The organism is Larkinella arboricola (genome assembly GCF_003259745.1).
Classification (GTDB): Bacteria; Bacteroidota; Bacteroidia; order Cytophagales; family Spirosomataceae; genus Larkinella; species Larkinella arboricola.
In genome coordinates this window covers 1,442,475-1,467,002 of the sequence record NZ_QLMC01000001.1, presented here as the reverse complement: position 1 = coordinate 1,467,002, position 24,528 = coordinate 1,442,475, and the positions used below count along the sequence as shown (strand labels likewise).

The 24,528-nt window shown below is 51.5% G+C and carries 22 protein-coding genes; 8 read left to right on the top strand and 14 right to left on the bottom strand.

Going from position 1 to position 24,528, the window contains the following annotated elements:
• Positions 1-2: 2 nt before the first annotated feature.
• A complete protein-coding gene (locus LX87_RS05795; RefSeq protein WP_111627188.1) occupies positions 3-2,018 on the bottom strand; it encodes a M1 family aminopeptidase in 2,016 nt (671 codons plus the stop codon).
• 3 nt (positions 2,019-2,021) lie between these two features.
• Positions 2,022-2,705, bottom strand: coding sequence for a DUF4230 domain-containing protein (locus tag LX87_RS05790; RefSeq protein ID WP_111627187.1), 684 nt, complete (start codon positions 2,703-2,705; stop codon positions 2,022-2,024).
• 106 nt (positions 2,706-2,811) lie between these two features.
• Between LX87_RS05790 and miaA the strand changes: the two genes are divergently transcribed.
• A complete protein-coding gene (miaA, locus tag LX87_RS05785) occupies positions 2,812-3,714 on the top strand; it encodes a tRNA (adenosine(37)-N6)-dimethylallyltransferase MiaA (RefSeq protein WP_111627502.1) in 903 nt (300 codons plus the stop codon).
• On the opposite strand, the gene LX87_RS05780 is transcribed toward miaA, so the two are convergent.
• The 7 genes from LX87_RS05780 to LX87_RS05745 all read right to left on the bottom strand — a co-directional run bounded on the left by LX87_RS05780 (position 3,692) and on the right by LX87_RS05745 (position 9,685).
• On the bottom strand, positions 3,692-4,099 hold the full coding sequence (locus tag LX87_RS05780; protein WP_170139309.1) for a type II toxin-antitoxin system VapC family toxin: 408 nt from the start codon (positions 4,097-4,099) through the stop codon (positions 3,692-3,694). The genes miaA and LX87_RS05780 overlap by 23 nt on opposite strands.
• Before the next feature lie 305 nt (positions 4,100-4,404).
• Entirely contained in the window at positions 4,405-4,713 is a 309-nt protein-coding gene (locus LX87_RS05770) for a rhodanese-like domain-containing protein (protein WP_111627184.1), read from the bottom strand.
• A 42-nt stretch (positions 4,714-4,755) separates the two neighbouring features.
• Entirely contained in the window at positions 4,756-6,537 is a 1,782-nt protein-coding gene (locus tag LX87_RS05765) for a T9SS type A sorting domain-containing protein (RefSeq protein ID WP_170139308.1), read from the bottom strand.
• A gap of 132 nt (positions 6,538-6,669) precedes the next feature.
• Positions 6,670-7,452, bottom strand: coding sequence for a PASTA domain-containing protein (locus tag LX87_RS05760; protein WP_111627182.1), 783 nt, complete (start codon positions 7,450-7,452; stop codon positions 6,670-6,672).
• A 54-nt stretch (positions 7,453-7,506) separates the two neighbouring features.
• Positions 7,507-8,112, bottom strand: a complete 606-nt coding sequence (locus tag LX87_RS05755) for a riboflavin synthase (RefSeq protein WP_111627181.1) — start codon at positions 8,110-8,112, stop codon at positions 7,507-7,509.
• A gap of 83 nt (positions 8,113-8,195) precedes the next feature.
• A complete protein-coding gene (locus LX87_RS05750; protein WP_111627180.1) occupies positions 8,196-9,311 on the bottom strand; it encodes a DegT/DnrJ/EryC1/StrS family aminotransferase in 1,116 nt (371 codons plus the stop codon).
• Positions 9,308-9,685, bottom strand: coding sequence for a sugar 3,4-ketoisomerase (locus tag LX87_RS05745; protein WP_111627179.1), 378 nt, complete (start codon positions 9,683-9,685; stop codon positions 9,308-9,310). Before LX87_RS05745 ends, LX87_RS05750 begins: the two co-directional genes overlap by 4 nt.
• Positions 9,686-9,921: 236 nt before the next feature.
• On the opposite strand from LX87_RS05745, the gene LX87_RS05740 reads away from it, so the two are divergent.
• The 5 genes from LX87_RS05740 to rny all read left to right on the top strand — a co-directional run bounded on the left by LX87_RS05740 (position 9,922) and on the right by rny (position 15,574).
• A complete protein-coding gene (locus tag LX87_RS05740) occupies positions 9,922-10,548 on the top strand; it encodes a DUF1684 domain-containing protein (RefSeq protein WP_111627178.1) in 627 nt (208 codons plus the stop codon).
• A gap of 138 nt (positions 10,549-10,686) precedes the next feature.
• The gene (gene pheT, locus LX87_RS05735; RefSeq protein ID WP_111627177.1) at positions 10,687-13,116 is read left to right on the top strand and encodes a phenylalanine--tRNA ligase subunit beta; all 2,430 of its coding nucleotides are present in this window, start codon (positions 10,687-10,689) and stop codon (positions 13,114-13,116) included.
• Between the two features lie 42 nt (positions 13,117-13,158).
• Entirely contained in the window at positions 13,159-13,509 is a 351-nt protein-coding gene (locus LX87_RS05730) for a coiled-coil domain-containing protein (protein ID WP_146624433.1), read from the top strand.
• 63 nt (positions 13,510-13,572) lie between these two features.
• Positions 13,573-13,866, top strand: coding sequence for a cell division protein ZapA (locus LX87_RS05725; RefSeq protein ID WP_111627175.1), 294 nt, complete (start codon positions 13,573-13,575; stop codon positions 13,864-13,866).
• Between the two features lie 136 nt (positions 13,867-14,002).
• A complete protein-coding gene (gene rny, locus LX87_RS05720; RefSeq protein WP_111627174.1) occupies positions 14,003-15,574 on the top strand; it encodes a ribonuclease Y in 1,572 nt (523 codons plus the stop codon).
• 89 nt (positions 15,575-15,663) lie between these two features.
• Here rny and LX87_RS05715 read toward each other — a convergent pair whose 3' ends face one another.
• Positions 15,664-17,568 carry a tetratricopeptide repeat protein gene (locus tag LX87_RS05715; RefSeq protein WP_111627173.1) on the bottom strand — a complete coding sequence of 635 codons (1,905 nt, stop codon included), beginning with the start codon at positions 17,566-17,568 and terminating at the stop codon, positions 15,664-15,666.
• A gap of 345 nt (positions 17,569-17,913) precedes the next feature.
• On the opposite strand from LX87_RS05715, the gene LX87_RS05710 reads away from it, so the two are divergent.
• Complete coding sequence (locus LX87_RS05710) at positions 17,914-18,279, top strand: VOC family protein (protein ID WP_111627172.1); 366 nt, start codon at positions 17,914-17,916, stop codon at positions 18,277-18,279.
• Between the two features lie 70 nt (positions 18,280-18,349).
• On the opposite strand, the gene lysM is transcribed toward LX87_RS05710, so the two are convergent.
• Positions 18,350-18,823 (bottom strand): peptidoglycan-binding protein LysM, encoded by a 474-nt coding sequence (lysM, locus tag LX87_RS05705; RefSeq protein WP_111627171.1) that lies wholly within the window; start codon positions 18,821-18,823, stop codon positions 18,350-18,352.
• Positions 18,824-19,068: 245 nt separating this feature from the next.
• Between lysM and LX87_RS05700 the strand changes: the two genes are divergently transcribed.
• A complete protein-coding gene (locus LX87_RS05700; protein ID WP_111627170.1) occupies positions 19,069-19,842 on the top strand; it encodes an outer membrane beta-barrel protein in 774 nt (257 codons plus the stop codon).
• A 44-nt stretch (positions 19,843-19,886) separates the two neighbouring features.
• On the opposite strand, the gene LX87_RS05695 is transcribed toward LX87_RS05700, so the two are convergent.
• The 3 genes from LX87_RS05695 to LX87_RS05685 form a co-directional block, all read right to left on the bottom strand.
• Positions 19,887-20,222 (bottom strand): winged helix-turn-helix transcriptional regulator, encoded by a 336-nt coding sequence (locus tag LX87_RS05695; protein WP_111627169.1) that lies wholly within the window; start codon positions 20,220-20,222, stop codon positions 19,887-19,889.
• Between the two features lie 141 nt (positions 20,223-20,363).
• On the bottom strand, positions 20,364-20,750 hold the full coding sequence (locus LX87_RS05690; protein ID WP_111627168.1) for a RidA family protein: 387 nt from the start codon (positions 20,748-20,750) through the stop codon (positions 20,364-20,366).
• A gap of 9 nt (positions 20,751-20,759) precedes the next feature.
• Entirely contained in the window at positions 20,760-24,482 is a 3,723-nt protein-coding gene (locus LX87_RS05685) for a PAS domain S-box protein (RefSeq protein ID WP_111627167.1), read from the bottom strand.
• Positions 24,483-24,528 lie beyond the last annotated feature (46 nt).

The following is a 24,528-nucleotide window of genomic DNA, read 5'->3' as shown; positions in this document are numbered from 1 at the left end:
TTTTATTTAGTAATCAGGACGGCTTTGGTTAGCCGCCGTTCTCCGGTGTTGATTGTCAGGTAATACCGCCCAGCGGGAAGGTGCAACACCGGCCAGGTTATAGTGTGCCGTCCGGACGTAAAAAGCCGGTCGGATACCGTAACTACTTCCTGCCCCGCCAAATTTGTCAAGGTCACCCGGCCGGTAAACGGTTGGGCTACATCGAGCTGCGCCGTTAGCCGTTCGCGGACGGGATTGGGCAAAACCGTCAGTTGCGTAGCAGAAACCGGTTCGTTTACTGCCGTAATTACCTCCGTTACCTCCACCTGCTTCAGAATCCAGTTGTTTGGATCAATCTGCACCTCCGTCGGTTGTCCTTTTACAATCAGTTCAAACGTCTGGCTGGCGCTATTGTTCATTACCGTTATCAGCGTATCGCCCGCCGGGGTCAGCACCTTGACCTGCACCGGCATGGTAAAGAAAGCCGGGTTGGCGGTATTGGTACTTTGTTCCAGCCGCAGCGCCACCCGGTATTGGTCGGTTTGCCCCGCTACGGCCCCGCTGCTCCACCGAACCCGGTAGGTTGGGTAATTCTCGCCGTAAATCCACTGCTTGAAAAAATAATCCAGCGACTGTCCGTATACCTGCGATGCGATGGCGGCAAAGTCCTCGGTGGTGGCTGTACTGTACGCAAACTCCGAAGCCGCGTATTTCTGAAGAATTTCCTTGAATTTCTGATCGCCCACCACGCCCCGCAGCATGTGCAGCACCATCGCCCCCTTGTAATACGTCCGGTTGGACTCGAAAATATTATCTACATCGGTTAAATCCTGCACAAACAGGCTGCCCCGCGCCCGGCGTGCCAGGAGCATGTAGGTGTTGATGTAAGCGTTCAGGGCCGCCGTTCCGCCGGTTGCTTCCCGGTAAAGCACTTCTGCATAGGTCGCAAAGCCTTCGTTGAGCCAGATGTGCTCCCAGGTTTCGCAGGTGATCTTATCTCCAAACCACTGGTGCGCCAGTTCGTGGGCAATAATGTCGGTGTTGAACGCGCCCATCGAACTAATCGTCTGGTGTTCCATGCCTCCACCCCATCCAAATTGCGCGTGACCGTATTTTTCTTTCAGGAATGGATACGGCCCAAAGTAGTCTGAAAAAACGTCCAGCATCGACGTGGTCTGGTCGAGCGTCCGGCGCAGATTGTCGGTCAGCGCTTCCGGATAGATATAATGCGTCACTGGCATTGTAGCACCGGAAGCCGAACGGTAGGTTTGTTCGTAGAGTACATAATTGGCCATTGCCAGTGAAATCAGGTAATTGGCGATGGGATAGCGGCTTCGCCAGCGGTACGTGCGGGTGTCGTCGGCATTGTCGATGGTTTGTTCCAGAATACCGTTCGAGACAGAAACAAACTGCTTTGGCGCGGTAATCCACACATCCGACGAATCGGCTTTATCGGCGGGTGTATCTTTACAAGGAAACCAGTCACGGGCACCGTAGGGTTCGCTCAGGCTCCAGATCACCGGCTGATTTTGCGCACCGTGCAGGTCAAACGCAAAACTCCCTAAACCCGTTGCGCCCGGCACGCCCTGATAATAGACGGTAACAAACAGGTTTTGCCGCTGCCGAAGCGGTTGGGTTGGGGTAATGCGCAGCTGGTTGTCCTGCTGCGAAAAGGCCAGCTTTTGGGCGCCAACTTTCACCGAATCCACCGTCATGGCGTCGGACAGGTCCAGGTAAAACTGATTCAGGTTGTCGTTGACGCTTTGCAGACCAACCGTCACGGCCCCGCGCAGGTAATTGGGCGTGTAGGTAATGTTCAGATCGAGCTTGTAATACTTGATGTCGATGGTGGCATCGCCGGGGTATTTGATGCGGGCCGCCCGGTTTTTTGCCAGTGAACCGAAATAATTCAGACGGGTGTGCTGGCAGGATGCGACGCCTTCATCAGGCTGCTGGGCGTAGGTGGTCAGGATGCCTAAAAAAAGGACCCAGCTCCACACGGTTGCGCCCTTCCAAAGCTTCGTAAAATGTGTTCTCATACGCTAGGTTTCGTTCTTTAGTGCATCCCCCGGCAGGGCCTTGGGTTCAGCTTTCAACTGGTCATATTGCCGATTCAGTTCCGCTAATTTACGCTGTTCAGCTTCCGGCAGTTCGAGATTCCAGCCCATCGAATCGGCTAGCTGGAACATCATAAACTGAATCTGATTGCTGGCAATCCGGGGCAAATCGCTTTCCATCGCCCGGTCGAGCATCGTCTGTTTCGACTCGTCGAGCAGCCGCGTATAATCCTCGCTGCGAAAATGGTTCAGATAGCCCGGATCGATGTCGTAAAACTTGTAATCGGTATCGATGGACAGGACCTGCGGTTCCGGAAATGACTCAATAACCAGCTTTTTTTCGTCCCCCTCCGGCTGTCGAAAGCGAATTTTGGCAAAATCAAACCCGACCAGCACCTTTGCCTTCGCAATAATTAACGCTTTTTTGGGGTCAGTTATGAAATACAAATACTTTTTCTCGTCCTGATAACTCAAAATTTCGGTAAAATACCCTTCCGCCATCACCACTTTAAACACTTTCTCAATCCGATCCAGCAAGACCGTTGATTCCTGGCGGATTACCGTTGTTGGATTTTCTTTTTTTCTGCGCCACCAGTTTGCTACTACAATGCCGCTAAACCCACCCAACAGCAGCGTAACCAGCACTAACAACGTATTCGATGACTCCATAGCGAGTTGGATAGTTAACGAAAGGTACTGACTTTTGCAGTTCAACCAAAAACGAACCGCTCCTTATGATAAGACGCGTAAAAACGGGTTTGGTTTCGTATTGTTGATGAATAAATTACTGATTGTGGTGGCCGGTCCGACGGCGGTTGGAAAAACCAGTCTTTGCGTTCGGCTGGCTAAAGACCTGCAAACCGACGTTGTTTCTGCCGATTCACGGCAATTGTACCGCGAACTCAACATTGGTACGGCCAAACCAACGCCGGAAGAAATGCAGGGCGTTCGGCATCACTTCGTCCATTCGCACAGCGTGCTGGAACCCGTCAGCGCCGGGCAGTATGAGCGGGAAGCCCTTGCCGTGCTGGATGCGTTGTTTCAGGAAAAGGATCAGGTCATTCTCTCGGGCGGAACGGGTCTGTACATCAACGCCGTTTGCTTCGGCCTCGACGATGTGCCACAGGCCGACCCGGTCCTCCGAACGGAGCTGATGAACCGGCTCGAAACCGAAGGACTGGAACCGTTGCAGCACCAGCTCCGCCAGCTTGATCCGGTGTATGCCCAAACCGCCGATCTGCAAAATACGCAGCGCGTCATCCGGGCGCTGGAAGTGATCTTAAGCTCTGGCAAACCGTTTTCTTCGTTCCGAAAACAGGAGTCTACCGGTCCGGCGGCCCGACCGTTTCAAACGCTGTTCATCGCCCTGGACCGGCCCCGCGACGAACTCTACGACCGCATCGACCGCCGGATGGACGAAATGCTGGCCAACGGCCTGGTGGAAGAAGCCCGCTCGCTTCTGCCCCATCGGCAGCTCACAGCTTTGCAAACCGTTGGCTACAAAGAAGTTTTTGATTATCTGGATGGTGCGTACGATTATGAAGAAATGGTTCGCTTACTCAAGCGCAACTCCCGGCGCTACGCCAAACGCCAGTTGACCTGGTTCCGGCATCAGGGGGAGTATCACTGGTTTGGCGCAGAAGATTTTGAAGGAATCAGGAAGCTGATTGAGGAGTAATCTGTCTTGGATTGATGTAATCTAAGCCGGATATTTTCTTAAAATCTTTATCATTATCAGCTACTAATACCCAGCCATTTGCAAGAGCAGTAGCAGCAATGAGCGCATCGGGTAGTTTTACCCTGAATTCTTTCCGAATCCGTATAGTTTCACTGATGATGGTGGATGATGTGCCAATAACCTTTGAATTTGAAACAAACGTTTGATAAATGGCGGTGTCCTCCGGATTGGGTGGCGTCCAGACTTGAAGTTCGATTTCTGAAATAAACGAGATGGCACTTTGCTGATCTATGATGCCATCAATAAATAGAAGTCCATCCTCCGGAAATGTCCCGTTCAGGTATTTGATTACGGCGCTGGTATCAATTAAATATTCCGTTGCCACTCGTCGCGAAGCGTGTCTAACTGAGTATGTATTTCGTTTTCCTGCATTGGAGTTTTTATTTTCCCTCGCAGCGAAGACAATTTTTGTTTTCTTTTTACCAGTTTAATCAGATTTAACTCCTCCATATCCTGCAAGAGTTTAAGTGCCTTCTGATTGGTAAGTTCTATCTCTATAGTTTCCATAGGGCGATTGCGACCTTTTAACCAAAGATACAAAATTCAGTTGCCGTCATCAAATCAAACGGGCGGATTGAAGAACGATCCGCCCGTTTGCTGCTTTGTTTTGTACTGAATATGATCAACAAATCACCCCGCTTTCCGTTCGTTCTCGCGGTACGCCAGAATGCCGCCGGTTAGGTTTCGGACGTTTGAAAAGCCGTTTTGTTCCAGAAACTGTTGCGCCCGGGCACTGCGCGCACCCGACCGGCAGTGAATAATAATTTCTTCGTCTTTGCGGTCTTCCAGTTCATCGATCTGGCTGGGCAGACTGCCGAGCGGATAGAGTTCTCCGCCTAAATTATCTTCCTGATATTCGTTCTCTTCACGAACGTCGATCAGGTTGATTTTTTCGCCTTTGTCTAATCGTTCCTTGAGTTCCTGTACGGTAATGTCCATGGCTGTTTTGGTTTTGTCATTCCTTGGAACGGCAAAAGTAGGTTACTTTCGGATAATTAATTTCTGCACCACGGTCTTTTTACCATCCGACAACCGAACAATATAAAATCCGTTGGCCAGCTGACTAACATCCAGCTGCCGCTGCCCTTCCGTTAAGCTAACATTCAGTACACTCCGCCCGTTCAGATCAACCAGCTCAATTTGCTCAATAGCGGGGTTCTGCCAGATCAACAGGCCAGCGTTCGGGTTCGGAAACACCATCAGCCGGGTGAGGGCTTCGGGTTCTTCTTCCACACCCGTAACGGGAGCCGTACCGCCCCCGCCAATGATGGGCCGGATCATCGGTACACCGCCCGGATTAACCGCGTCCCAGGATGTGCCCTGCCCTTCGAAAACCTGCCCGCCGAAGGGACTGTTTTTATCAAATCCAATGGCGGTAATGTAATCCTCGTTCACCTGCGTCCAGCCCACATAAAAGGTATCCGTTACAGCAACTCCGTAGTCAAACGGAATGTCGATAAAGCCGTTGCGGGAACTAGCGTACCGGATGGTTGTAGCCTTCTGATACAGCGTTCGGCCCGGTTTACCGTCGTCATCGGCATAAATACCAAATACAGCCGTCTGCCCGGTCAGGTTGGTTTTCACGGGCGCAAAGCAGACCCGGAGTCCGGAGACGGCATCCGCTTTGTTCAGGATAAAACGCATGGCAACCCGTCCCTGACGCTGCGTGTTCTGAATGGCGGCTTCGGCGGTCCCGTCGTCGTAAGCATAATAGTTATCCAATACCGTTACAGCCGTAATTGTATCGTTCCGGCGGAGGTTAACGCCCGGAATGGTGTCGGTGGTCTGCACGGCAAACTGGGTTTGCAGCAAAGCCCGCTGTCCGGCAAAACTGGCGGGTAGGGGTTGCGGTTTCAGGATTCTGGTTTGGGAACTGAGTGCGGCAATTCCTTCCGACGGCGACTGGTATTGCTGCAAAACCCTCCCCGTCACCTGATCGCGGATTACGGCCCGGAAAGTTGTGAAGTTGAAGTTATTGAAGAGATTAACAATATCGGTCCGGATGGTATCGGCCGTTTCGCCCGCTGGGTTCAGCAGGTATTGTTTCAGCGGCATGGCCGTATACCGTCTGAGATACGGCGATACGGGTTGGCGGGTTGCAATGTCTTTGATATACAGGCTGGTGACAGAACGCCCCCGGTCCAGATAAATATAATCGAGGTGCCAGCTATCGAACGCGCCCGAGGTCCGGCCAAACGCCTGAAACCGGAACTGAAACGCATCGTGCAGAAAACGGGCCTGATTGACGGCAACGAACGATTGCGTGAAATTGTTACTGGCCGTATCGCCGGCCTGCATCCAGACGGTTTCCCAGGCACCGGTGTTGTTGCGGAACTGGAGCCGCAGCGAATCCTCCGCATCGGGCAACTCACCCAGGCCTTTGCGCTGCCAGTAGAAACTCAGGAAGATGGCATCAGCAGCCCTGCGCCCGGCCAGGTTGATGGGCTGGCTGGTCAGCGTATCGGTCGGGCCGGAGGCATTGGAATTCGTAAAATTGTAGGGTGAACCATCCGCTTTCAGACCGTCGAACGTGGCTACGTTCCGGGATGGGTGGTTGACGGGCAGCGTATTGTTGATATACACACTGCTGGGCTGCCACAACGTCGGATCGGGTCGGGTGGTTGCCGTGGCAAAATCGTCAAAAAAAGGGAGTTGCAGGGCTTGTATGCGGGCTCCGGCGGTCGGCGATTTGGGTGCCGTCGCCGGTTGCGGGAACGATTCAATCGGCACAATCCGAATCTGGGCCGAAGCCGTTGTTGCCAACAGGTAAGCAAGAAGCAGGAGGCTATAGACAGTCGTGTGGTTGCATGCATGCTTAACCAACTGTCGCCCGCTATTTCTACCTACCTGCGGTCTGTAAACCGGCCTGTAACTTCCTAAACGTTGCTTCATTCCTTACTGAGAATCATCATTTTCGACCGGGCCGACCACCCACAAGTCAATTACATCACCCACCCGGATGGTTGCGCCGGGCCGGGCAGCCGGGTTCTGCCGGACTACGGTACCGACTTCCTTCTCTGGATCATCCACCGGAAGAATTGTGCCGACCTGCAAATTGGATCCCCGAATGAGCATTTCGGCCTCGTCCCGGGGTTTACCTACAACGTCGGGAACGGCAAACATAGTATTGCCCAGGCCGTCACCTACTACAATATCAATCTTGGAACCTTTAGCAATCCGGGTACCCGGCAGAATTTCCTTGCCATCGTAGAGTTGTTTCAGCACCGTTCCCTGCGCCAGATCCGGTACGTATTTCAGCTTACCCATCTGTAACCCATTGCTCGCCAGCGCATACTGGGCACTCACATAGGTCTGATCCACCAGCTTGGGCATCGGAATCATCGGCGGATTCTCGGTTGTGATGGTCAGATAAACTTTCCGGCCCTGCTTGACTTTAAAACCCGGTTTGGGGTACTGCGCAACCACCGTCAGCGGTTCGGCTCCGGCTACGTACGTACAATCAGAGACTTCATACCGCAGATCGTAGTCGTTCAGAAACTCTTCCAGTTCAGACGTGTTCATCCGAAACAGCTCCGGTACGGTAATCGTTTGACCGTGGCTGGTTGTAAAGGGCAGATACAGAAAAAAAAAGCCTAAAAACAGAACGGCTACCAGGCCCAGCAGGATACCGATGTGCGTAAGCAGGTCGGCAGTGGTACGTGTACTGATTTTCGCCATGAAAGCAACTATAAACGCTTGGTTAAATCACAATATTAGCGGTTTGCCAGCCGGTTATTGATACAGGGCCAGCATTTTTTTTATGTATTTCCCCACCACATCGAACTCCAGATTGACCACATCGCCCACCCGCAGATCGCCAAAGGTCGTGTGTTCGTAGGTGTACGGAATAACGGTGACCCGAAATGAATCCGGTGCCGAATTAAAAACGGTTAAACTCACTCCGTTAATACAAATAGACCCTTTTTCCACGGTGATATTATTTTGCCGGGGATCGTCGGACACCGAACGGTATTGAAAATCGAACAGCCAGCTTCCGTTCTGGTCGGTAATGCTGGTGACGATGCCGGTCTGGTCGACGTGGCCCTGCACAATGTGGCCGTCAAACCGTCCGTTGGCGGGCATACACCGCTCCAGATTCACCCGGTCGCCTGGTTTCAGCAGGCCCAGACTGGTCTTTTTCAGGGTTTCTTCCACCGCCGTCACGGTATAGCCTTCTCCGCTTACTGACGTGACCGTCAGACACACGCCGTTGTGGCTCAGGCTCTGGTCCACTTTTAATTCGGGGGCAATACGGGAGGTTAGATGGAATGTCAGGTTGGTTCCTTCGGCGGTGATGTCGGTTACTTCGCCGGTTGCTTCGATAATTCCGGTAAACATGTCTTGAACTTGGATTACACTGATTGAAGGCTTAACAGGAAGTCCGGGCTAAGAATTCCGATTTATTCTTTAATCTGCCCTCCTTACACCGGCGCCCGGTTGATCGTGTCGATAATTCGCTCCATTTCGTCGTCACGCAGAACGGTATTCAGGGGCAGGCTAATCACTTCGCGGTGAAGTTGTTCGGTTAGCGGGAACGACAGCGACCGCAGATCAGAATAAGCCTGTTGATGATGCGGGGGGATGGGGTAATGGATAGCGGTTTGAATACCGTTGTGGCCCAGATAATCGATGAGCTTTTGCCGCTCCGGGTGCCGAATCACGAACAGGTGCCAGCCGTCTTCCGCCAGCGTATCAGCCGGCGGCAGTCTCACCTTCGGGTGCGCAATACCGTCCAGATACCGCCGGGCCAGTTGCCGCAGACGCCCATTTTCAGCATTCAGATAGGGCAGTTTTTCGGACAGGATAGCCGCCTGAAGTTCGTCAAGACGGCTGTTGCTGCCCACATACGCATTAACGTATTTAACCTGCGAACCATAATTGCGCAGATAACGTAGCCGGTCGGCCAGAGCCGGATCGTTGGTGGTGATCGCGCCCCCATCGCCCAGAGCACCGAGATTTTTGACGGGGTAAAAACTGAATCCGGACGCATCGCCCAGACTACCCGCTTTCTGGTTCCGGTGCGTTGCTCCGTGCGCCTGAGCTGCATCTTCGATGACCTTCAAACCGTGTTGCCGGGCCAGCCCGGTGATGGGTTCCATCTGACAGCATTTCCCATAAAGATGCACCACCAGAATGGCCCGGGTGCGGGGGGTAATGGCGGCCCGAATGCAATCCGGGTCGATCAGATACGTTTGCGGGTCGGGCTCCACCAAAACCGGTTTCAGACCGGCATGGGTAACGGCCAGCACCGACGCAATAAACGTCTGGGCCGGCACAATGACTTCGCTGCCCGGCGGAAATTCGTAGGCTTTCAGGATAAGTGTCAGGGCATCCAGCCCGTTGCCAACCCCCAGGCAGTACCTGACACCGCAGTAGTCGGCAAACCGTTGTTCAAACGTTTCGAGTTCTTTGCCCAGAATATACCATCCCGACCCCAGTACCCGCTCCGTTGCCCGACGAATGTTTTGCTGATGGGGCGCGTTTACCGCCTGCAAATCCAGGAACGCAATCGCCGGTTGGGGAGCGGGACGGCTCATACGGTTTGGAGGGAATAACGCTCGTAGATGTAATCGGCGGGATCGTAATATTCGTTGGAAAGCACCAGTAAAATCGCTCCCCTGGTAAACTGATCCATACTATGCCAGTCTCTGGGTTCCAGAACCAGACATTTCTGGGGATGATCCAACACAATATACTGTTCATCACGGCCATCATGACAATACACCCGGCAACTCCCGTTGACACACATCATCGCGTGCCAGGCCCTGCAATGCCGATGACCGGCCCGCTGAGCCGCTTCGGCGTCGTAAATGTAGAAAAACCGCTTGATTGACCCCGGCATCACGTTCTCCAGAACCGTCAGGTTGCCGGAATCGGAAGTAAAGGTGTTCAGATGTAACAATTGAGGCATACACGTATTTTATCAAAAACCGCCCGACAACAGATTATCGGCCATCCATCAATGCCGCATAAAGTGGCAATGACTGCCTTCTATAAAGCTAGCAAAACAGACGTAATATCCCGCAATACGATGACTTGTTTGTGCAATAATTACACCAATTAACGGTTTATTCCAGAAATCAGCCAGATTCTGCTACAAAATCACGGCACGAATCTTAATTTCACGACATTAAAAATCTTGTGGATATGCCTCGGAATCGTTTTGTCTTGGTGGGTCTTTTCCTGATTGTACTGGCAATCATCTATTATTCATTTTTTGACGGTGGCAACGTCGACACGCCCGCGGTGGCCAATCCGGAAGCCTACCGCCTGGAAGTTGCGCAGAAACGAAAGGAGAAAGAAGAATTTTTCCGAACCAGCACCGAATCCCCTTTTACGGATAAAAGTAAGATTGGCAGTCTGATTTATTTTAATCCGGACCCGGCCTACCGCGTTCAGGCCCGGCTGGAACGGTTTGCCGATAAGAAAAAAGTCGTAATCCGGTTAACCGACGGCAGCGAAGAAGTCTACGAAAAATACGCTCACGCGGTTTTCACGCTCCAGGATGAAATTTGCCGCCTACTGGTGCTCAAACAGAAGAACACGCTGTCCGTTCTCTTCAAGGATAAAACAAGTGGGAAAGACACCTACGGCGGGGGGCGCTACCTGGATTTCAGCGAAAATGACATCAAGGAAAACCGGCTAATCATCGACTTCAACGAAGCCTATAACCCTTACTGCGCCTACAACCACGAGTATGCCTGCCCGGTGCCACCCGCCGAAAATACATTGCCGGTTGAAGTGCGGGCGGGGGAGAAATATTCCGAACCCTGATCGAATAAGATTACGGATCAACGATGGGCGGCTGTTGCAGCGCCATACGGCGTTCTTCGTCACTCCTCTATCATTTTAAAAAAAACGCCCTTATCACTGGAATCATAGCTATCTTTGTAATCCATTTCCAGTTACTGTATGAAGATTTCGTATCAATGGCTCAATCAGTTGGTGAGCCTGACCGAAGATCCCGAAACTATTGGTAAAATCCTGACAGGTACGGGCTTAGAGGTTGAAAGCATTGAAAAAATAGAATCTATTCCCGGGGGGTTGGAAGGCGTCGTTATCGGCGAAGTCCTGACGTGTGAAAAGCACCCCGAAGCTGATAAACTGAGTCTGACAACGGTTGATGCAGGCCAGGCCGCCCCGTTGAACATCGTTTGTGGTGCGCCCAACGTTCAGGCCGGGCAGAAAGTGATTGTGGCGCTGGTGGGTGCTACCCTGCATCCGGCCAGTGGCGAACCGTTTACCATCAAGAAGGCTAAAATCCGGGGCGCAGCCTCCGAAGGCATGATTTGCGCGGAGGACGAAATCGGGCTGGGCACCTCGCACGCCGGTATTATGGTACTCGATACCGACCTGCCGAACGGAACACCCGCCGTGACCTACTTCGGACTGGAAGCGGATTACCAGATTGAAATCGGCCTGACGCCCAACCGGGCCGACGCGGCTTCGCACCTGGGTGTAGCCCGCGACCTGAAAGCCGTTCTGCAACGACCCGTCCAATGGCCTTCAGTAGATGCCTTTCAGGTTGATAATCAAAACCTTTCAATTTCGGTTTCTGTCGAAAATTCGGAAGGTGCCCCGCGTTATACGGGACTGACCATCGACGGCCTGACCGTGGCGGAATCGCCCGACTGGCTGAAGCAGCGACTGCGGGCGATTGGCCTGAACCCGATTAATAACGTGGTGGATGTTACCAACTACGTGTGCCACGAATTGGGCCAGCCGCTTCATGCCTTCGATGCAGATCAGATTGCGGGGGGCCAGGTGATTGTCAAAACCGTAGCTGAGGGAACACCGTTTGTAACGCTCGACGGGGTGGAACGGAAACTGTCGGCCAACGACCTGATGATCTGCAACGCCCAGGAACCGATGTGTATTGCCGGTGTGTTTGGCGGGCAGAAGTCGGGCGTAACGGCCCAGACAACCCGGATTTTTCTGGAATCGGCTTATTTCGATGCAGCCTGGATTCGGCGGACTTCCCAATACCACAGTCTGAAAACCGATGCTTCGTTCCGTTTTGAACGGGGCACGGACCCCAATATGCCAGTTTTTGCCTTGAAACGGGCGGCCCTGCTCCTGAAGGAAATTGCCGGAGGAACCGTCAGCTCGGACCTGATCGACCTGTATCCCAATCCGGTTTCGGATCGCCGGGTGCCGATTCGCTACCGGAACGTTGACCGGCTGATCGGTATTTCAATTGACCGGCCCGAAATCACCCGGATTCTGGAAAGTCTGGACATTCGCGTGGCTGACACGACGGACGACGGTTTTACGGCCCTGGTACCACCCTACCGCGTGGATGTGGAACGCGAAGCCGATGTCATTGAAGAGATTCTGCGCATTTACGGCCTCGACAACGTTCCGCTTTCGGATTATCTGTCGGCCGATTACCTTTCCGAAACTCCCGAAACCAATCCCGATCAGTTGCAGGGACGTGTCAGTCAGTTGCTGGCCGCTAACGGTTTTTACGAAACCATGACCAACTCGCTGACCCGTCCGGCCTACCACGACGCCGTCCGGGCCACGCTGCCCAATGCCGACGTACCGTTGCTGAACCCACTAAGTGAGGACTTGTCGGTCATGCGGCAAACGCTGCTGTTTTCTGGTCTGGAAACACTGGTTTACAACGTCAATCGACGCCAGAAAGACCTAAAGATTTTTGAGTTTGGCAAGGTATACAGCCGCAGCGACGAACGGTTTTACGAACGGCCCCGGCTGGGTATCTGGATGACCGGACGGACGCAGTCAGAAAGCTGGCTGACGGGCGGCCAACGGTCGGCCGATGCCGCCGTCAGCTACCATGATCTGGCGGCTGTGGTGCAGCGAATGCTGACTTTGTTCCGGATCAAATCCACTGATAGCCAGCCCGCTGATCCCGGTATCTTCCAGTATGGCTTGACGTTGCTGGTTAACAAAAAACCGCTGGTATCGTTAGGTCTGGTGAAGGCCGGTCTGACGAAACTGGTTGATCTGAAACAACCGGTTTTCTACGCCGATTTTGACTGGCAGTATCTGCTGAAGCTCTACAACGGCAAAGTAGAGTTTGAAGAGGTGTCCCGGTTCCCGGAAGTCCGGCGTGATTTGTCGCTGGTGCTCGATACCGGTGTCACGTATGCGCAGATCAGCCGGCTGGCTTATTTAACCGAGCGCAAACTGCTCCGCGACCTAAACGTATTCGACGTTTACGAAGGGGAGAACCTGGAAAAGGGCAAGAAATCGTATTCGGTCAGCTTTATTTTGCAGGACCCTGCTCAGACGCTGAACGATACGGTAATTGACAAAACGATGAACCGGCTGATGTCGGCCTTCGAACGGGAATTGGGTGCTGTGATTCGAAAATAAGCTTCACTCGTTATGAGCAATACGTCGTCGGTCTTCTCGCGCATGGATTCCTTCGAGGAAAAGCTGTATAGCCTGATCGAACGGGTCAATGCGGACAGGCAACGTATTCAGGAGCTGGAGCAGACGATTTCGGTTTTACAAAAGGACAAAGAAGAGTTAATCAAAGAAAAGACTAACTTAACCAATGACTTTACAAAACAGCAGAATCAACTGAAACAATTGGAAAAAATGGCGAATAATTTGCCAAAAGAGTTTTCAAAACCAACAAATATTCATAAGATTGTAAATAACAAACACAATGACGCAGCAACGGCTGCTGAATTGAAGCAAAAATTGACGGCGTACATCGAAGAATTAGATCGCTGTATTGCCTATTTGAGTGACTTGTCATAAAGCATATAACCGGTATGTTGAAAGGCGTATTTCCTTTTAGCGTCGGATCGACAAGCTGTACGGATGGAAGAATTATTGCCAATAAATATCCGAATTGCAGGCCGAACTTATCCTTTAAGCGTTCGTGCTGAAGACGAAGAAACGGCCCGTGAAGCCGGTCGTCTGGTGAATGAACGCTTTTTAGAAGAGAAGAATAAGAAAAAAAAACGCGACGACCAGGATATTCTGGCGGTAGTAGCCGTTATGAATACCGTAAGATGGCTGGAAGCGCGTCGTGAACGAACGGACCTGCAAGATAAGATAGCCCAACGGATAAGCCGTTTAGACGAACTGATCGACTCTACGTTAACAACCTGATTTATAGGATGGTAGCAACGTAAAAACCGGTCATCTTCCTATCCATTCACTCGCTGGCTGAAAGGTCGGCTTGCTTCTTTTTCGGCACTGTAGTTGTCTGTGCGAATTCTATTTCTCACACAAACGTCTACGGACCATGAATAAAATCGATTTCTGGGTAATGCTCCTGTCGGACTTTGTTTCGATAGCACTGGGCATTTACATTGGCAGGAAACTACTGAGTCGCCTGTTTACCCAGCGTGAAAAAAACGCCGAAGCTCGGTCGGCGGAGATTATCAAAAATGCCGAACTGACGGCTGAAAATATCAAGAAAGACCGCATTCTGGAAGCTCGGGAGAAATACCTTAAACTGAAAGCTGAATTTGAGGAAGACACCAACCGGAAAAAGAATATTCTGATTACCAACGAGAACAAGCTCAAACAACGGGAACAACAGCTCCAGCAGCAAGCCGAACAATATAAACGCCGGGAAGCCGAGCTGGACCAGCAAAAAGCCAAACTGGATCAGCAACTGGAAAGCATCGGCAAACGCCGGGAAGAAGCCGAACGGATGCGCCAGCAACAGGTGGAAGCGCTGGAAAAAATTGCCAACCTCACCGCCGATCAGGCCCGCGAACAACTCATCGATGCCCTGAAAGCCGAAGCCGATTCACGGGCGTCGTCCTACATTAAAAGCGTGGTGGAAGAAGCTAAACTGACGGCCACCAAGGAAGCGAAAAAAGTGGTGATCGAAACCATTCAGCGGACGGCAACCGAACACGCCATCGAAAACTGCGTATCGGTTTTCAACATCGAAAGCGACGATATCAAGGGGAAAGTCATTGGGCGCGAAGGCCGGAACATCCGGGCGCTGGAAGCCGCCACAGGTGTTGAAATCATTGTGGACGATACGCCGGAAGCCATCATTATTTCCGGTTTTGATCCCGTTCGGCGCGAGATCGCCCGTCTGTCGCTGCACCGACTCGTGCAGGATGGTCGGATTCACCCGGCCCGAATTGAGGAGATCGTGGCCAAAACCCGCAAGAACATCGAAGACGAGATTGTGGAAATCGGTGAGCGGACGGTTATTGATCTGGGCATTCACGGTTTGCACCCCGAACTGATTAAAATGGTTGGCCGGATGCGCTTCCGATCGAGCTACGGGCAAAACCTGCTGCAACACTCCCGCGAGGTAGCCAAGCTCTGCGCGACCATGGCCGCCGAACTGGGTTTGAACGCTAAACTGGCGAAACGCGCCGGACTGCTGCACGACATTGGGAAAGTCTGGCCCGAAGAAGCCGAACTGCCGCACGCGGTTCTGGGCATGGAACTGGCCAAGAAATACAAAGAACATCCTGAAGTTTGCAACGCCATCGGGGCGCACCACGACGAAATTGAAATGACCAGCCTGATTTCGCCCATTGTGCAGGTCTGTGACGCGGTGTCGGGTTCGCGGCCAGGGGCGCGTCGGGAGATGATGGAGTCGTATATCAAACGACTGAAAGAACTCGAAGAACTGGCGATGGGCTTCCAGGGGGTTCTCAAATGCTACGCCATTCAGGCCGGTCGCGAACTGCGCGTGATGGTCGATGCTGAAAATGTGACCGACGAAAAAGCCAATACACTATCCTTTGATATTTCGCAGAAAATTGAAAAGGAAATGCAGTATCCCGGCCAGATCAAAATTACCGTGATTCGGGAGATGCGTTCCGTAGCCTACGCAAAGTAACTTCTTCTACTCAAAATAGAGCAAACAAAAACCCGTACCTGGCTCACACCGGTACGGGTTTTATGTTGAAAGCCTGCTGCTACTACGGTTTATTGGACCGGGAAACGCAGTCTTGGCACTGCTGTTGGGGTGGGTGCAACCGGCAAAACGGCTTCGTGTTTCAGGCTGTCGGGTAAAATCTTCACGTCAATTCCAAGCTGTTTCCGCAACCCCTCCCAGTTATTGCGCCCATCCTGGTAAGCCGGATTGACCATCATCGACATATTGTAGAAATAGGATGCCAGATGATAGCGCCCTTCATTCTGGTAAATCACGCCAAGGTTGTTGTAGGCGGGTGCGTAGTTTGACGACGCCCGGATAGCCTGTTTGTAGTAATAAACCGCCGAATCCCGGTTAGGAATTAACTTCTGATACGAGTACGCAATGGAAAAGAAGGCTTCGCCAAAGCCGGGATAGATCTCGGTCGATCTCCGCAAATGGAAAATGGCTTTGTTGAAATAATACCGTTTCTTTTTCGGGTCTTTCTCTTCCGCGCATTTGTTGATCCACTCATTGGCCACGTGCCGGTTTACCTGACAACTGTTGGATGCGTAATCCAGACCGCTGTTAAAAAGCGTAAAGTTATCCTTCCAGTCTTCGTTTCGCACCACCGTCCGGAAGCTGAATAAAGAGCCAACCACCAGACAAAAGCCGATCAGAATACCGTACCGTTTCAGAACCGGCTTGTTTTCGGACAAATCCAGCCGTTTGGAGAGTACCAGATCAAGCCCGGCAATGACGGCTATAGCGAAGCCCAGAATCGGTGCGTACAAAAACCGTTCGGCCAGAATACCGCCCCGAAACAGAACAAAGCCCAGGCCCGGCGTCATGGTAATAAACATCCAGCTCAGCCCGAAACCCCACAACGACCGTTGCCAGAAGCCCTTCCAGGCCAGCCAGACCAGCCCGCCAAACGTAAACAGGCCCAGCAGCGTTTCCCAATCGCTCAGTTTCCCGGACGGAATGACGTTGTAGGAATAATCGTAGGATAAATGCAGCGGGAAAATCAACAGACGCAGATACTGGGCAAAAAATTTGAAGGTGGTCAGAAACTTCGTGTTTTCCAGCGCATAGGGATAATTGGCCCAGTCGACCGGCGGATTGCCGCTTAGCGTGCCGATCATCGCTTTTTTCTGCCAGAAAAACACCGCCGTCACGACCAGATACGGCCAGATGCTGATCAGTGACTGCCAGAAGGTACGTCTGGCAAAAGTATACTGCATGATGACAATGAGCCCTAAGCCAACCAGCGACGACTCTTTTGACAGGTAGGTGAGGTACATCCAGAAGGCCGAAAACACAATCCAGCCCTTTTCTCTGGTTTCCAGATACTTCCAGTAGGTCAGCATCACCAGCGTCAGGAACAGGAAACTCAGCATTTCGTCCCGGCTTTTGATATTGGCCACCACTTCGGTATGCAGCGGATGGGTCACGAACAGCAGGGCAATGAGTGTCGTCAGAACCGTTCGTCCGGGCATCCACTTCTGCAGCAAAACCACCAGAAAGAACCCTGTCAAGCCGTAAAGAATACCGTTTATGATGTGGCTGATGTGCGGATCAGCGTTGAAAAATTCTTTTTCGAGCGCAAACGTAATGAGAGCCAGCGGGCGATAATAGCCGAGTGAAATGTTACTGAAATGCCAGAATTCAGTCTTAAGAAGATCCGGAATGCCCTCTATTCCCTTTTGAACAAACAGGTTTTGGGTGATCGCGGCAATATCGTCGAGCGCCAGACCGTGGTTGAACGTATTCGCATACAAGGCAAAAGCTACCGTAGCGATGAGCAACGCCCAGATCCACTGAATGGGATGCACGGCTATTGGTTCGGAAACACTCGCCGACGGAGGTTGTGGAGCGCCAGAGACCGGAGGGCGACCGGTTAACTTACTGCCCGCAGTTGCAGTAGACCGAATGGGCGTTTTTTGTCCTGATAATGGCTGTTTTTTCTTAGACATATAAACTGGTCAGGTCAGTTAGTAGTACCACTTTTATTTGCTTAGCGAAACAACTTTAGATCTCAAATTTAGCTGTAAAAATGGTAAGAATCGTTAAAAAGTCAATGAGATAACGACGGACAAATGCCATATTGTTACCTTTCACTAAAGTAAGTTTTTTTGATTGCCCTGCCCGGTAAGATGGATAACGCTTTCTGATTAGAAACCAGCCACATAATTGTCTGTTTCTCCGAAGAAGTATAAACCGGAAAAGAAATTCTCTTCCCGCTATTTAATCTTTTTTCTTATTTTTCCATTTCATTTCCATACGCGGCCAATACCGTGGTGGGCAACTCTTTCCTTTTTATGGCATCCGCTTTTCTGGGCCTACGAACGGTAATCTACGCGGCACCCGATCTGGTTTACGCAAAAAGCTGGTACTCAACCATATTAGGTGTTACACCGTATTTCGACGAGCCGTTTTACGTGGGTTTTTCAGTGGGCGGCTACGAGCTGGGACTCGACCCGGCAGCCAAACCGTCGGACGGCAGCACCATTACCTATTGGGGGGTCCCTAATATTGAAAAAGCCTGGGAACACCTGATGAGCCATGGCGCCAGCCTCCATTCGGGCATCGAAGAAGTGGGCGAAGACATTAAGGTAGCCAGTGTAAAAGACCCGTTTGGCAATGTGCTGGGCATTATCGAAAACCCACATTTCAAGGCTGAATAACCCAATAGGGTTGACATAAAAAAGTCCCGCATAACCGTTATGCGGGACTTTTTTATGACTTCGTATTACCTTACAACCGCGGAATCCGCAACACCTGACCCGGGTAAATCAGATCCGGGCTTTTCAGCATCGGTTTGTTGGCTTCGAAAATAATACCATACTTCATCGGGTCCCCGTATACCTTCTTGGAGATGGCCGACAGGGTATCCCCTTCTTCGACCGTATGGAACTGGCCTTCGGGCTCCGGCGTGTCAACCACCAGGCGGTTGTCTACCTGATGAACGCCCTCAACGTTACCAACGGCCAGAGCCAACTTCTCGGCATCTTCCTGGCTAGCCACTTCGCCTTCCAGTACCACCGTATCACCTGCGGTTTTGACGGTTAGTTTCTTATAAGACAAGCCTAGCTGCTTTACGTGATTGAGCAATGCGCTGGCTTTCAACGGCTCCACTTCAGCCGCTTTGGCCGGTTCGGCGGCCGGAGCTTCGTGTTCTTTACCGAAAACTTTTTCTCCGACACCTTTGAAAAAACTGAGCAGTCCCATGTGTGTTTCGTTTGTGTGTTATTGAGTGTTGATACTGATTTAATTAGAACAACTGCGAATGCACTTGAACTGTTTACTGACGGATTTCCGGTACCATCACAATCTTATTTTAGACGGCAAAGTGGCGTGTAAGTAATCAATCTTCAATAAAATCTTTCAATTTCTATTTTTGCCTTGCCAGACTTTGGCCTTCTTGCGGTACTTTGCAGTCGGAAAAGAGGCAAACCAGACTTAGTTTAGCAGAAATGAAATTTCTTGGCGTTGCATGGATGATGTTGCTGATGGCCACAATGGCCCAGGCGCAGGGAACAGTTGAATTGGGAGTCAGAGGGGGCGCAACCTTCATGCACGGTTTTACGAACATTCCGGCCCGAACGTTAGCACCGGGTTTAGAAATACCCCGAATTCAGAACCAGAACAACGGAATCGGCACCGGCTACCTAGGAGGAATCTGGGTCCGGAAAACCTGGAACCGTTTTTTCCTCCAGGCTGAGGTAAGCTATTCAAAACTAGCCCTGAAGCAAAAGGCAACCATTGATCGGATCGACGTCGCTGCGGCTTCCGAATTTGGAGTTACGATCCCGAACATTCCCATCGGAACGTTATTCGTCAACCTGAATACCACATCCGACCCGGTACTCAATTCGATTAACATTCCCATTTATATCGGAAAACAAGGACAGGAAGGCAAATGGCGGCTCTACGGCGGCCCAACGTTTCTGTTCACCCAAAAGTCGGAAGCGGCCCGCACGGCTTCCGGTCGGGTGATATCGGGGCCAAATTTTCCGGTTTCCATATCCGACAAGGTCGATCTGACCGACCCGGAGCAGGCCGGTATTCTCCAGGTGAAAAACTTTAATTTCGGCATCGAATTGGGTGCCGGACTGACCGTTCTCAAACGGCTGGAAGTTGACGTGCGCTACGGTCTGCCCGTTGGCGGAGTCTTCAATGATAGTGGCATAACCGGCTACATTGGCTACGCAACGGTTGCCGTAGGGTACCGCTTTCTTGACTTTTGATACAGAAGCTTCAATACCGGAAAGCCCGGTATTGAAGCCTGCCTTTACATAAATACCCGCCCGACCTGACTGAGAACATCGATCACGGGCAAAACCGTATGACCTTTTTCGTTAAGCCGGTATTCGACGCGGGGTGGGACTTCGCCAAATGACTGTTTATCAACCATCCCCAACTCCACCAATTGCTTTAATTCGTGAACCAGAACTTTTTCGCTTATACCCGGTATCGCGCGTTTGATTTCTCCGTATCTGAGCGTTTTATCGCGCAATAAATGAATAATAATAAGTCTCCATTTCCCACAAATCACGTCTACTCCTTTTTTAATAATCTGTTCAATGGGAACATTTTCCTTCTCTGTTTCCTGTAGTTCTGGTGTCATTTCTCAATACGTACCATACAGCAATTAAAGCACTGTATAGTACGCCGTTATAGTACTAATTCCAGACAAAAACACATCAATGCAGTATAAGATAAACTGCCGACAGAGATTGATTTACTAATTGGAAGTAAGTTCTATAAATCAATTTACAACGGCCGTTATCTCAATTTCAACCAACAAATCTGGATGAATTAACGCACTAACTTCAACCATTGAAGTGGCCGGACGAATATCGTTAAATACTTCGCCATGAGCCCGACCCACCTCCTGCCATTGCGAAATATCAGTAACGTACATCCTTGTACGCACAACATTCTGTAAGGAGGCTCCCGCTTCCTCAAGCACTTGGCTCACCTTTTGTAGAATAAAACGGGTTTGCTCGTAAATGTTATTCTGACCTATTAAACGGTCCCCATCCATAGCGGTGGTTCCCGAAACCTCGATTAGATTCCCGATCCGAACCGCACGGCTGTAACCGACGACCGGCTCCCAGGGGGTACCCGACGAAATAAGTTGACGTTCTGACATAATTGTACCTTACCCGGCTTTTTCGGCGACCAACCGATCCAGCGCGGCTTTATACTCCTGAATAAAAATTTTAAACTCTTTGTCCAGCAGATGCAGATCATCGGCCAGCGAACTGGTATCGTTTACTTTCAGCTTGGCTTCGGCTTCACGGGCAATCTGCGCCATTCGGGCCACCCCAATTGTTCCGGCGCTGCCTTTCAGGGTGTGCAGATGGCTTTTGACGGTGGGTACATCGCCAATGGCAAACGCATCCAGCGACTCCTGCACAAGTGTGGTAGCCTCGATTTCAAAATCTTCATAGATCGACACCACCAGATCGCGACCGCCGACCTGCTCCAGTTGCGCAATAATCTCGGTATCAATCATCGGCGCTTCCAGTTCCCGCAGGGTTTCCAGTTGTTTGGAACGCATATGGGCGGCTTCCCTGAATTCCTTTCGAGCCTCGACGGTTTCTTTGACCTTGGCAATCAGGCTCTGGGCCCGGATTGGCTTGGCAATGTAATCGTCAAGTCCCTGACTCAGAAAACGATCCCGGTCTTCGCGCATCGAGTAAGCCGTCATGGCAATCACCGGTGGCAATTGGGCACCAAATTGGCTCCGGAGTCGGCTGGTGGTTTCCACCCCGTCCATATCCGGCATTTGAATATCCATAAAAATCATCTCGTACGGATTTCCGTTTTCGGACATGGCCGCCGTTACCTTATCGATGGCTTCCTGCCCGCTCGACGCCATATCGACAATACAACCCGATTTTTTCAGGATTTCGGTGGCCACTTTCCGGTTCACGGCATTGTCATCAACCAGCAGCAGATACGGCCGATGTTCTTTAAAAACATCTTTCAACGACACTTCGCCCGGATCGGATTTCTGCGCCGTCGGACTGATCAGGGTTTCTTTCAGTTCGATGGTAAACCAGAAGGTACTGCCCTCTCCGGCGACCGAATCCACACCAATGCTGCCTTTCATTAAAGCCGCCAGTTCCTTGGAAATGGCCAGCCCCAACCCCGTGCCGCCGAAAGACTTCCGCGACGACATTTCTACCTGACTGAACGAATTGAACAGGATTCCCAGATCATCCTTGGCAATACCGATGCCCGAGTCTTTCACTTCCACCTTAATCCGGTTGAATTTGCCTTTTTTCCCGATCAGGGTAGCCCGCACGGTGACGGCTCCGTTTTCGGTAAACTTGATGGCGTTGGAGGTCAGGTTCGACAGAATCTGCAACAACCGCGTCTGGTCGGCAATCACGAATTTCGGCAGGTCGTCGGCTAGGTGGTACGTCAGCTTGTTGCCTTTGACGGCAGCCTGCTGCCCGAACAGCGACACGAGTTTTTCAAAAACCTCCTCAAACCGGATGGGCGCTTCGTGCAGCACCATTTTTCCGGCTTCGATTTTCGACAAATCCAGAATATCGTTCAGGATGTTCAGCAGCGTTTCCGACGATTTTTTAATCGTCTGCACATAATCCTTCTGCTCCTGATTCAGCGGAGTGTCGTTCAGCAGATCAATCATCCCGATTACCCCGTTCATGGGCGTCCGGATTTCGTGGCTCATGTTGGCCAGAAAACGCTCTTTCACCTTCAGCGACCGCTCCGCTTCGTCTTTGGCCTTCATCAGTTCCTGGGCGTTGCGCTTCAGTTCGGTGATGTCGCGGGCCAGACCTGCCACTTCTTCAACCCGGCCATTTTTGTCGTTCAGCGTCAACATGTTGAGCATGATCTGCCGAACCGTGCCGTCTTTCCGCTGAAAGGTAGCTTCGAAATTTCGCAGGCTCTTGTTCCGGATCAGCCGGACCAGCGCCCGCCGGATGTACTGCTTATCGACAAAATCCGTAATGGGTCGGCCCAGCACTTCTTCCGGCGTATATCCCGTCCGTTTCAGCACCGACGGACTGATCATGGTAATCCGTCCTTCGCGGTCAACACGGCAATAAATATCCTGTAGATTGACAAATATGCCCCGGAATTTTTCTTCACTGCCGCGCAGTTCCAGTTCCGTACGCTTGCGGGCCGTAATGTCGCGGGCAATGCCCGACACTTCTTCAATGATCCCGCCCGAAAGCAGAATCGGGTTCAGATGCACTTCCAGCCAGGCTTCGCCTTTCTTCGTCTGAAAGTGCAGTTCAACGGTTTGCGGCAACCCCCGGAACGCCAGCCGGTATTTTTCTTCCAGCAACCTCCGGTTTTCGCCCCCAATGATACGCCAGCCTAATTTTTCGGTTGTCACGTTCAACTGCGGCACTTCGCCCAGCTGGTTTTCGATCAACCGGGTGTAATTGCGGTTGAAGGAGGTGAGCTGGAAACTTTTGTTGACCGACCAGATGAGGTGAGAACTGCTGTCAAAAATGGCATTCAACCGGGCGGTTTGTTTGTTGATGGCCGCTTCATCCTGTTTACGGGCAATCGCCAGCGCCACCTGTCCCGAGATAAATTCGAGCAGTTCGAGATCGCGGATGTTGTAGGTATCGGCTTTGTCGTACGCTTTTACCCCAATAATCCCCGTAATGCGTTCGCCAATCCGGAGCGGCACACAAAGCATGGCTTTCGGTATCTGGCCATAGAGGTATAAATTCTGCGTAGCCGCCAGTTGCTGAATATCCTGCTCGTAGAGAAACAGCGGTCGGTTGGCCCGAATGGCGTATTCTGTCAACCCGTTGCCCAGCCTCCGCTTCGTAAACCGCATTCCGGTGAAGTATTCATCAACGTAATACGGAAAATACAGAAAACTTTTGCTCTGGTCGTACAGCGCAATGAAGAAGTTCCGGGCGTCGATGATGTTGCTCAACTCATCGTGAATATTCTGGTATAGTTCGTCCAGATCGGTCGCATTAAGCGTCCAGTTGGCAATGCTGTAGTAGAGCTTCTGCGCTTTTTCGGCCCGGATGCGGCTCGTCGTGTTGTGCAGAATACAGCGGTACGCCGTGGGCTTTCCCTGATCATACCGGCAGTTGACACTCCCTGAAACGAAGATCGTTCTGCCTTTTTTGCTCTGAAAAACCGTTTCGAAATACGGAAATTTCTCCCCATCCCGCACCCGTTGCAGACGCATGAGCGTACTTTCGGCGTAATCGGGATGCAATACGTCTTTCAGTGTCAGCGACGAAATTTCGTCGGAACTGTATTCCAGCGTTTCGCGCCACGCCCGGTTGACAAACAGAAATTTGCCGTCGAGCGTAACGAGCTGAATCAGGTCGCTGGTGTTGTCAACCAGATCCTGTAACTGCGAGTTCGAATAGGAAAGTGCCGACGCCACCCGCTTTTTGTTGGTGACATCTTCGCCAATGATGGTATACGACGCCACCGCCGACAGGTCCGCGGCATTGTTGATGATAAACGAGTTCAGTTGAACATTCCGGACGGCCCCGCTTTTGGCCAGCAGGTTGATTTCCTTCTGTTCAAATACCCCATCCCGTCCGATGGCATCCTCAAAGTACCGCTGCACCTGCACGCGTTCGGCCGCAGGAATAAAAAGCTCAAAGAAATTTTGCCCGATCACGTCGGTCGGCTGCCAGGCCGTAATCCGGAATGTATATTGATTGCAGAACGTTACGGTTCCGTCTTTCTCAATCGTTAAACCGATAAGATTCAGTTGGTCAACGGTTTTGCTCACGTCGAAAACCGTCGCGTGCGGAATTTCGGGACTCCCATCCAGGGAGTTGCGTATATTGACTTCTTTACTCAGTCGCCGAATCTCGGCCACGAGCTCATCTTTTGTTTTTGCAGACCAGGACATTAGTATGTGTCGGTATTTGAACGCAGTAACACGTTATTTGCTGCTC

Coding starts and splice junctions, on each gene's coding strand:
- LX87_RS05750 (WP_111627180.1), bottom strand. CDS start 9,311: ATGAGCCGTCCCGCTCCCCAACCGGCGATTGCGTTCCTGGATTTGCAG.
- LX87_RS05710 (WP_111627172.1), top strand. CDS start 17,914: ATGGCATCCGCTTTTCTGGGCCTACGAACGGTAATCTACGCGGCACCC.
- LX87_RS05770 (WP_111627184.1), bottom strand. CDS start 4,713: ATGGACATTACCGTACAGGAACTCAAGGAACGATTAGACAAAGGCGAA.
- LX87_RS05690 (WP_111627168.1), bottom strand. CDS start 20,750: ATGTCAGAACGTCAACTTATTTCGTCGGGTACCCCCTGGGAGCCGGTC.
- rny (WP_111627174.1), top strand. CDS start 14,003: ATGAATAAAATCGATTTCTGGGTAATGCTCCTGTCGGACTTTGTTTCG.
- LX87_RS05755 (WP_111627181.1), bottom strand. CDS start 8,112: ATGTTTACCGGAATTATCGAAGCAACCGGCGAAGTAACCGACATCACC.
- LX87_RS05685 (WP_111627167.1), bottom strand. CDS start 24,482: ATGTCCTGGTCTGCAAAAACAAAAGATGAGCTCGTGGCCGAGATTCGG.
- LX87_RS05760 (WP_111627182.1), bottom strand. CDS start 7,452: ATGGCGAAAATCAGTACACGTACCACTGCCGACCTGCTTACGCACATC.
- LX87_RS05790 (WP_111627187.1), bottom strand. CDS start 2,705: ATGGAGTCATCGAATACGTTGTTAGTGCTGGTTACGCTGCTGTTGGGT.
- miaA (WP_111627502.1), top strand. CDS start 2,812: ATGAATAAATTACTGATTGTGGTGGCCGGTCCGACGGCGGTTGGAAAA.
- LX87_RS05695 (WP_111627169.1), bottom strand. CDS start 20,222: ATGACACCAGAACTACAGGAAACAGAGAAGGAAAATGTTCCCATTGAA.
- LX87_RS05745 (WP_111627179.1), bottom strand. CDS start 9,685: ATGCCTCAATTGTTACATCTGAACACCTTTACTTCCGATTCCGGCAAC.
- LX87_RS05795 (WP_111627188.1), bottom strand. CDS start 2,018: ATGAGAACACATTTTACGAAGCTTTGGAAGGGCGCAACCGTGTGGAGC.
- LX87_RS05725 (WP_111627175.1), top strand. CDS start 13,573: ATGGAAGAATTATTGCCAATAAATATCCGAATTGCAGGCCGAACTTAT.
- LX87_RS05715 (WP_111627173.1), bottom strand. CDS start 17,568: ATGTCTAAGAAAAAACAGCCATTATCAGGACAAAAAACGCCCATTCGG.
- LX87_RS05730 (WP_146624433.1), top strand. CDS start 13,159: ATGGATTCCTTCGAGGAAAAGCTGTATAGCCTGATCGAACGGGTCAAT.
- LX87_RS05740 (WP_111627178.1), top strand. CDS start 9,922: ATGCCTCGGAATCGTTTTGTCTTGGTGGGTCTTTTCCTGATTGTACTG.
- lysM (WP_111627171.1), bottom strand. CDS start 18,823: ATGGGACTGCTCAGTTTTTTCAAAGGTGTCGGAGAAAAAGTTTTCGGT.
- LX87_RS05700 (WP_111627170.1), top strand. CDS start 19,069: ATGAAATTTCTTGGCGTTGCATGGATGATGTTGCTGATGGCCACAATG.
- pheT (WP_111627177.1), top strand. CDS start 10,687: ATGAAGATTTCGTATCAATGGCTCAATCAGTTGGTGAGCCTGACCGAA.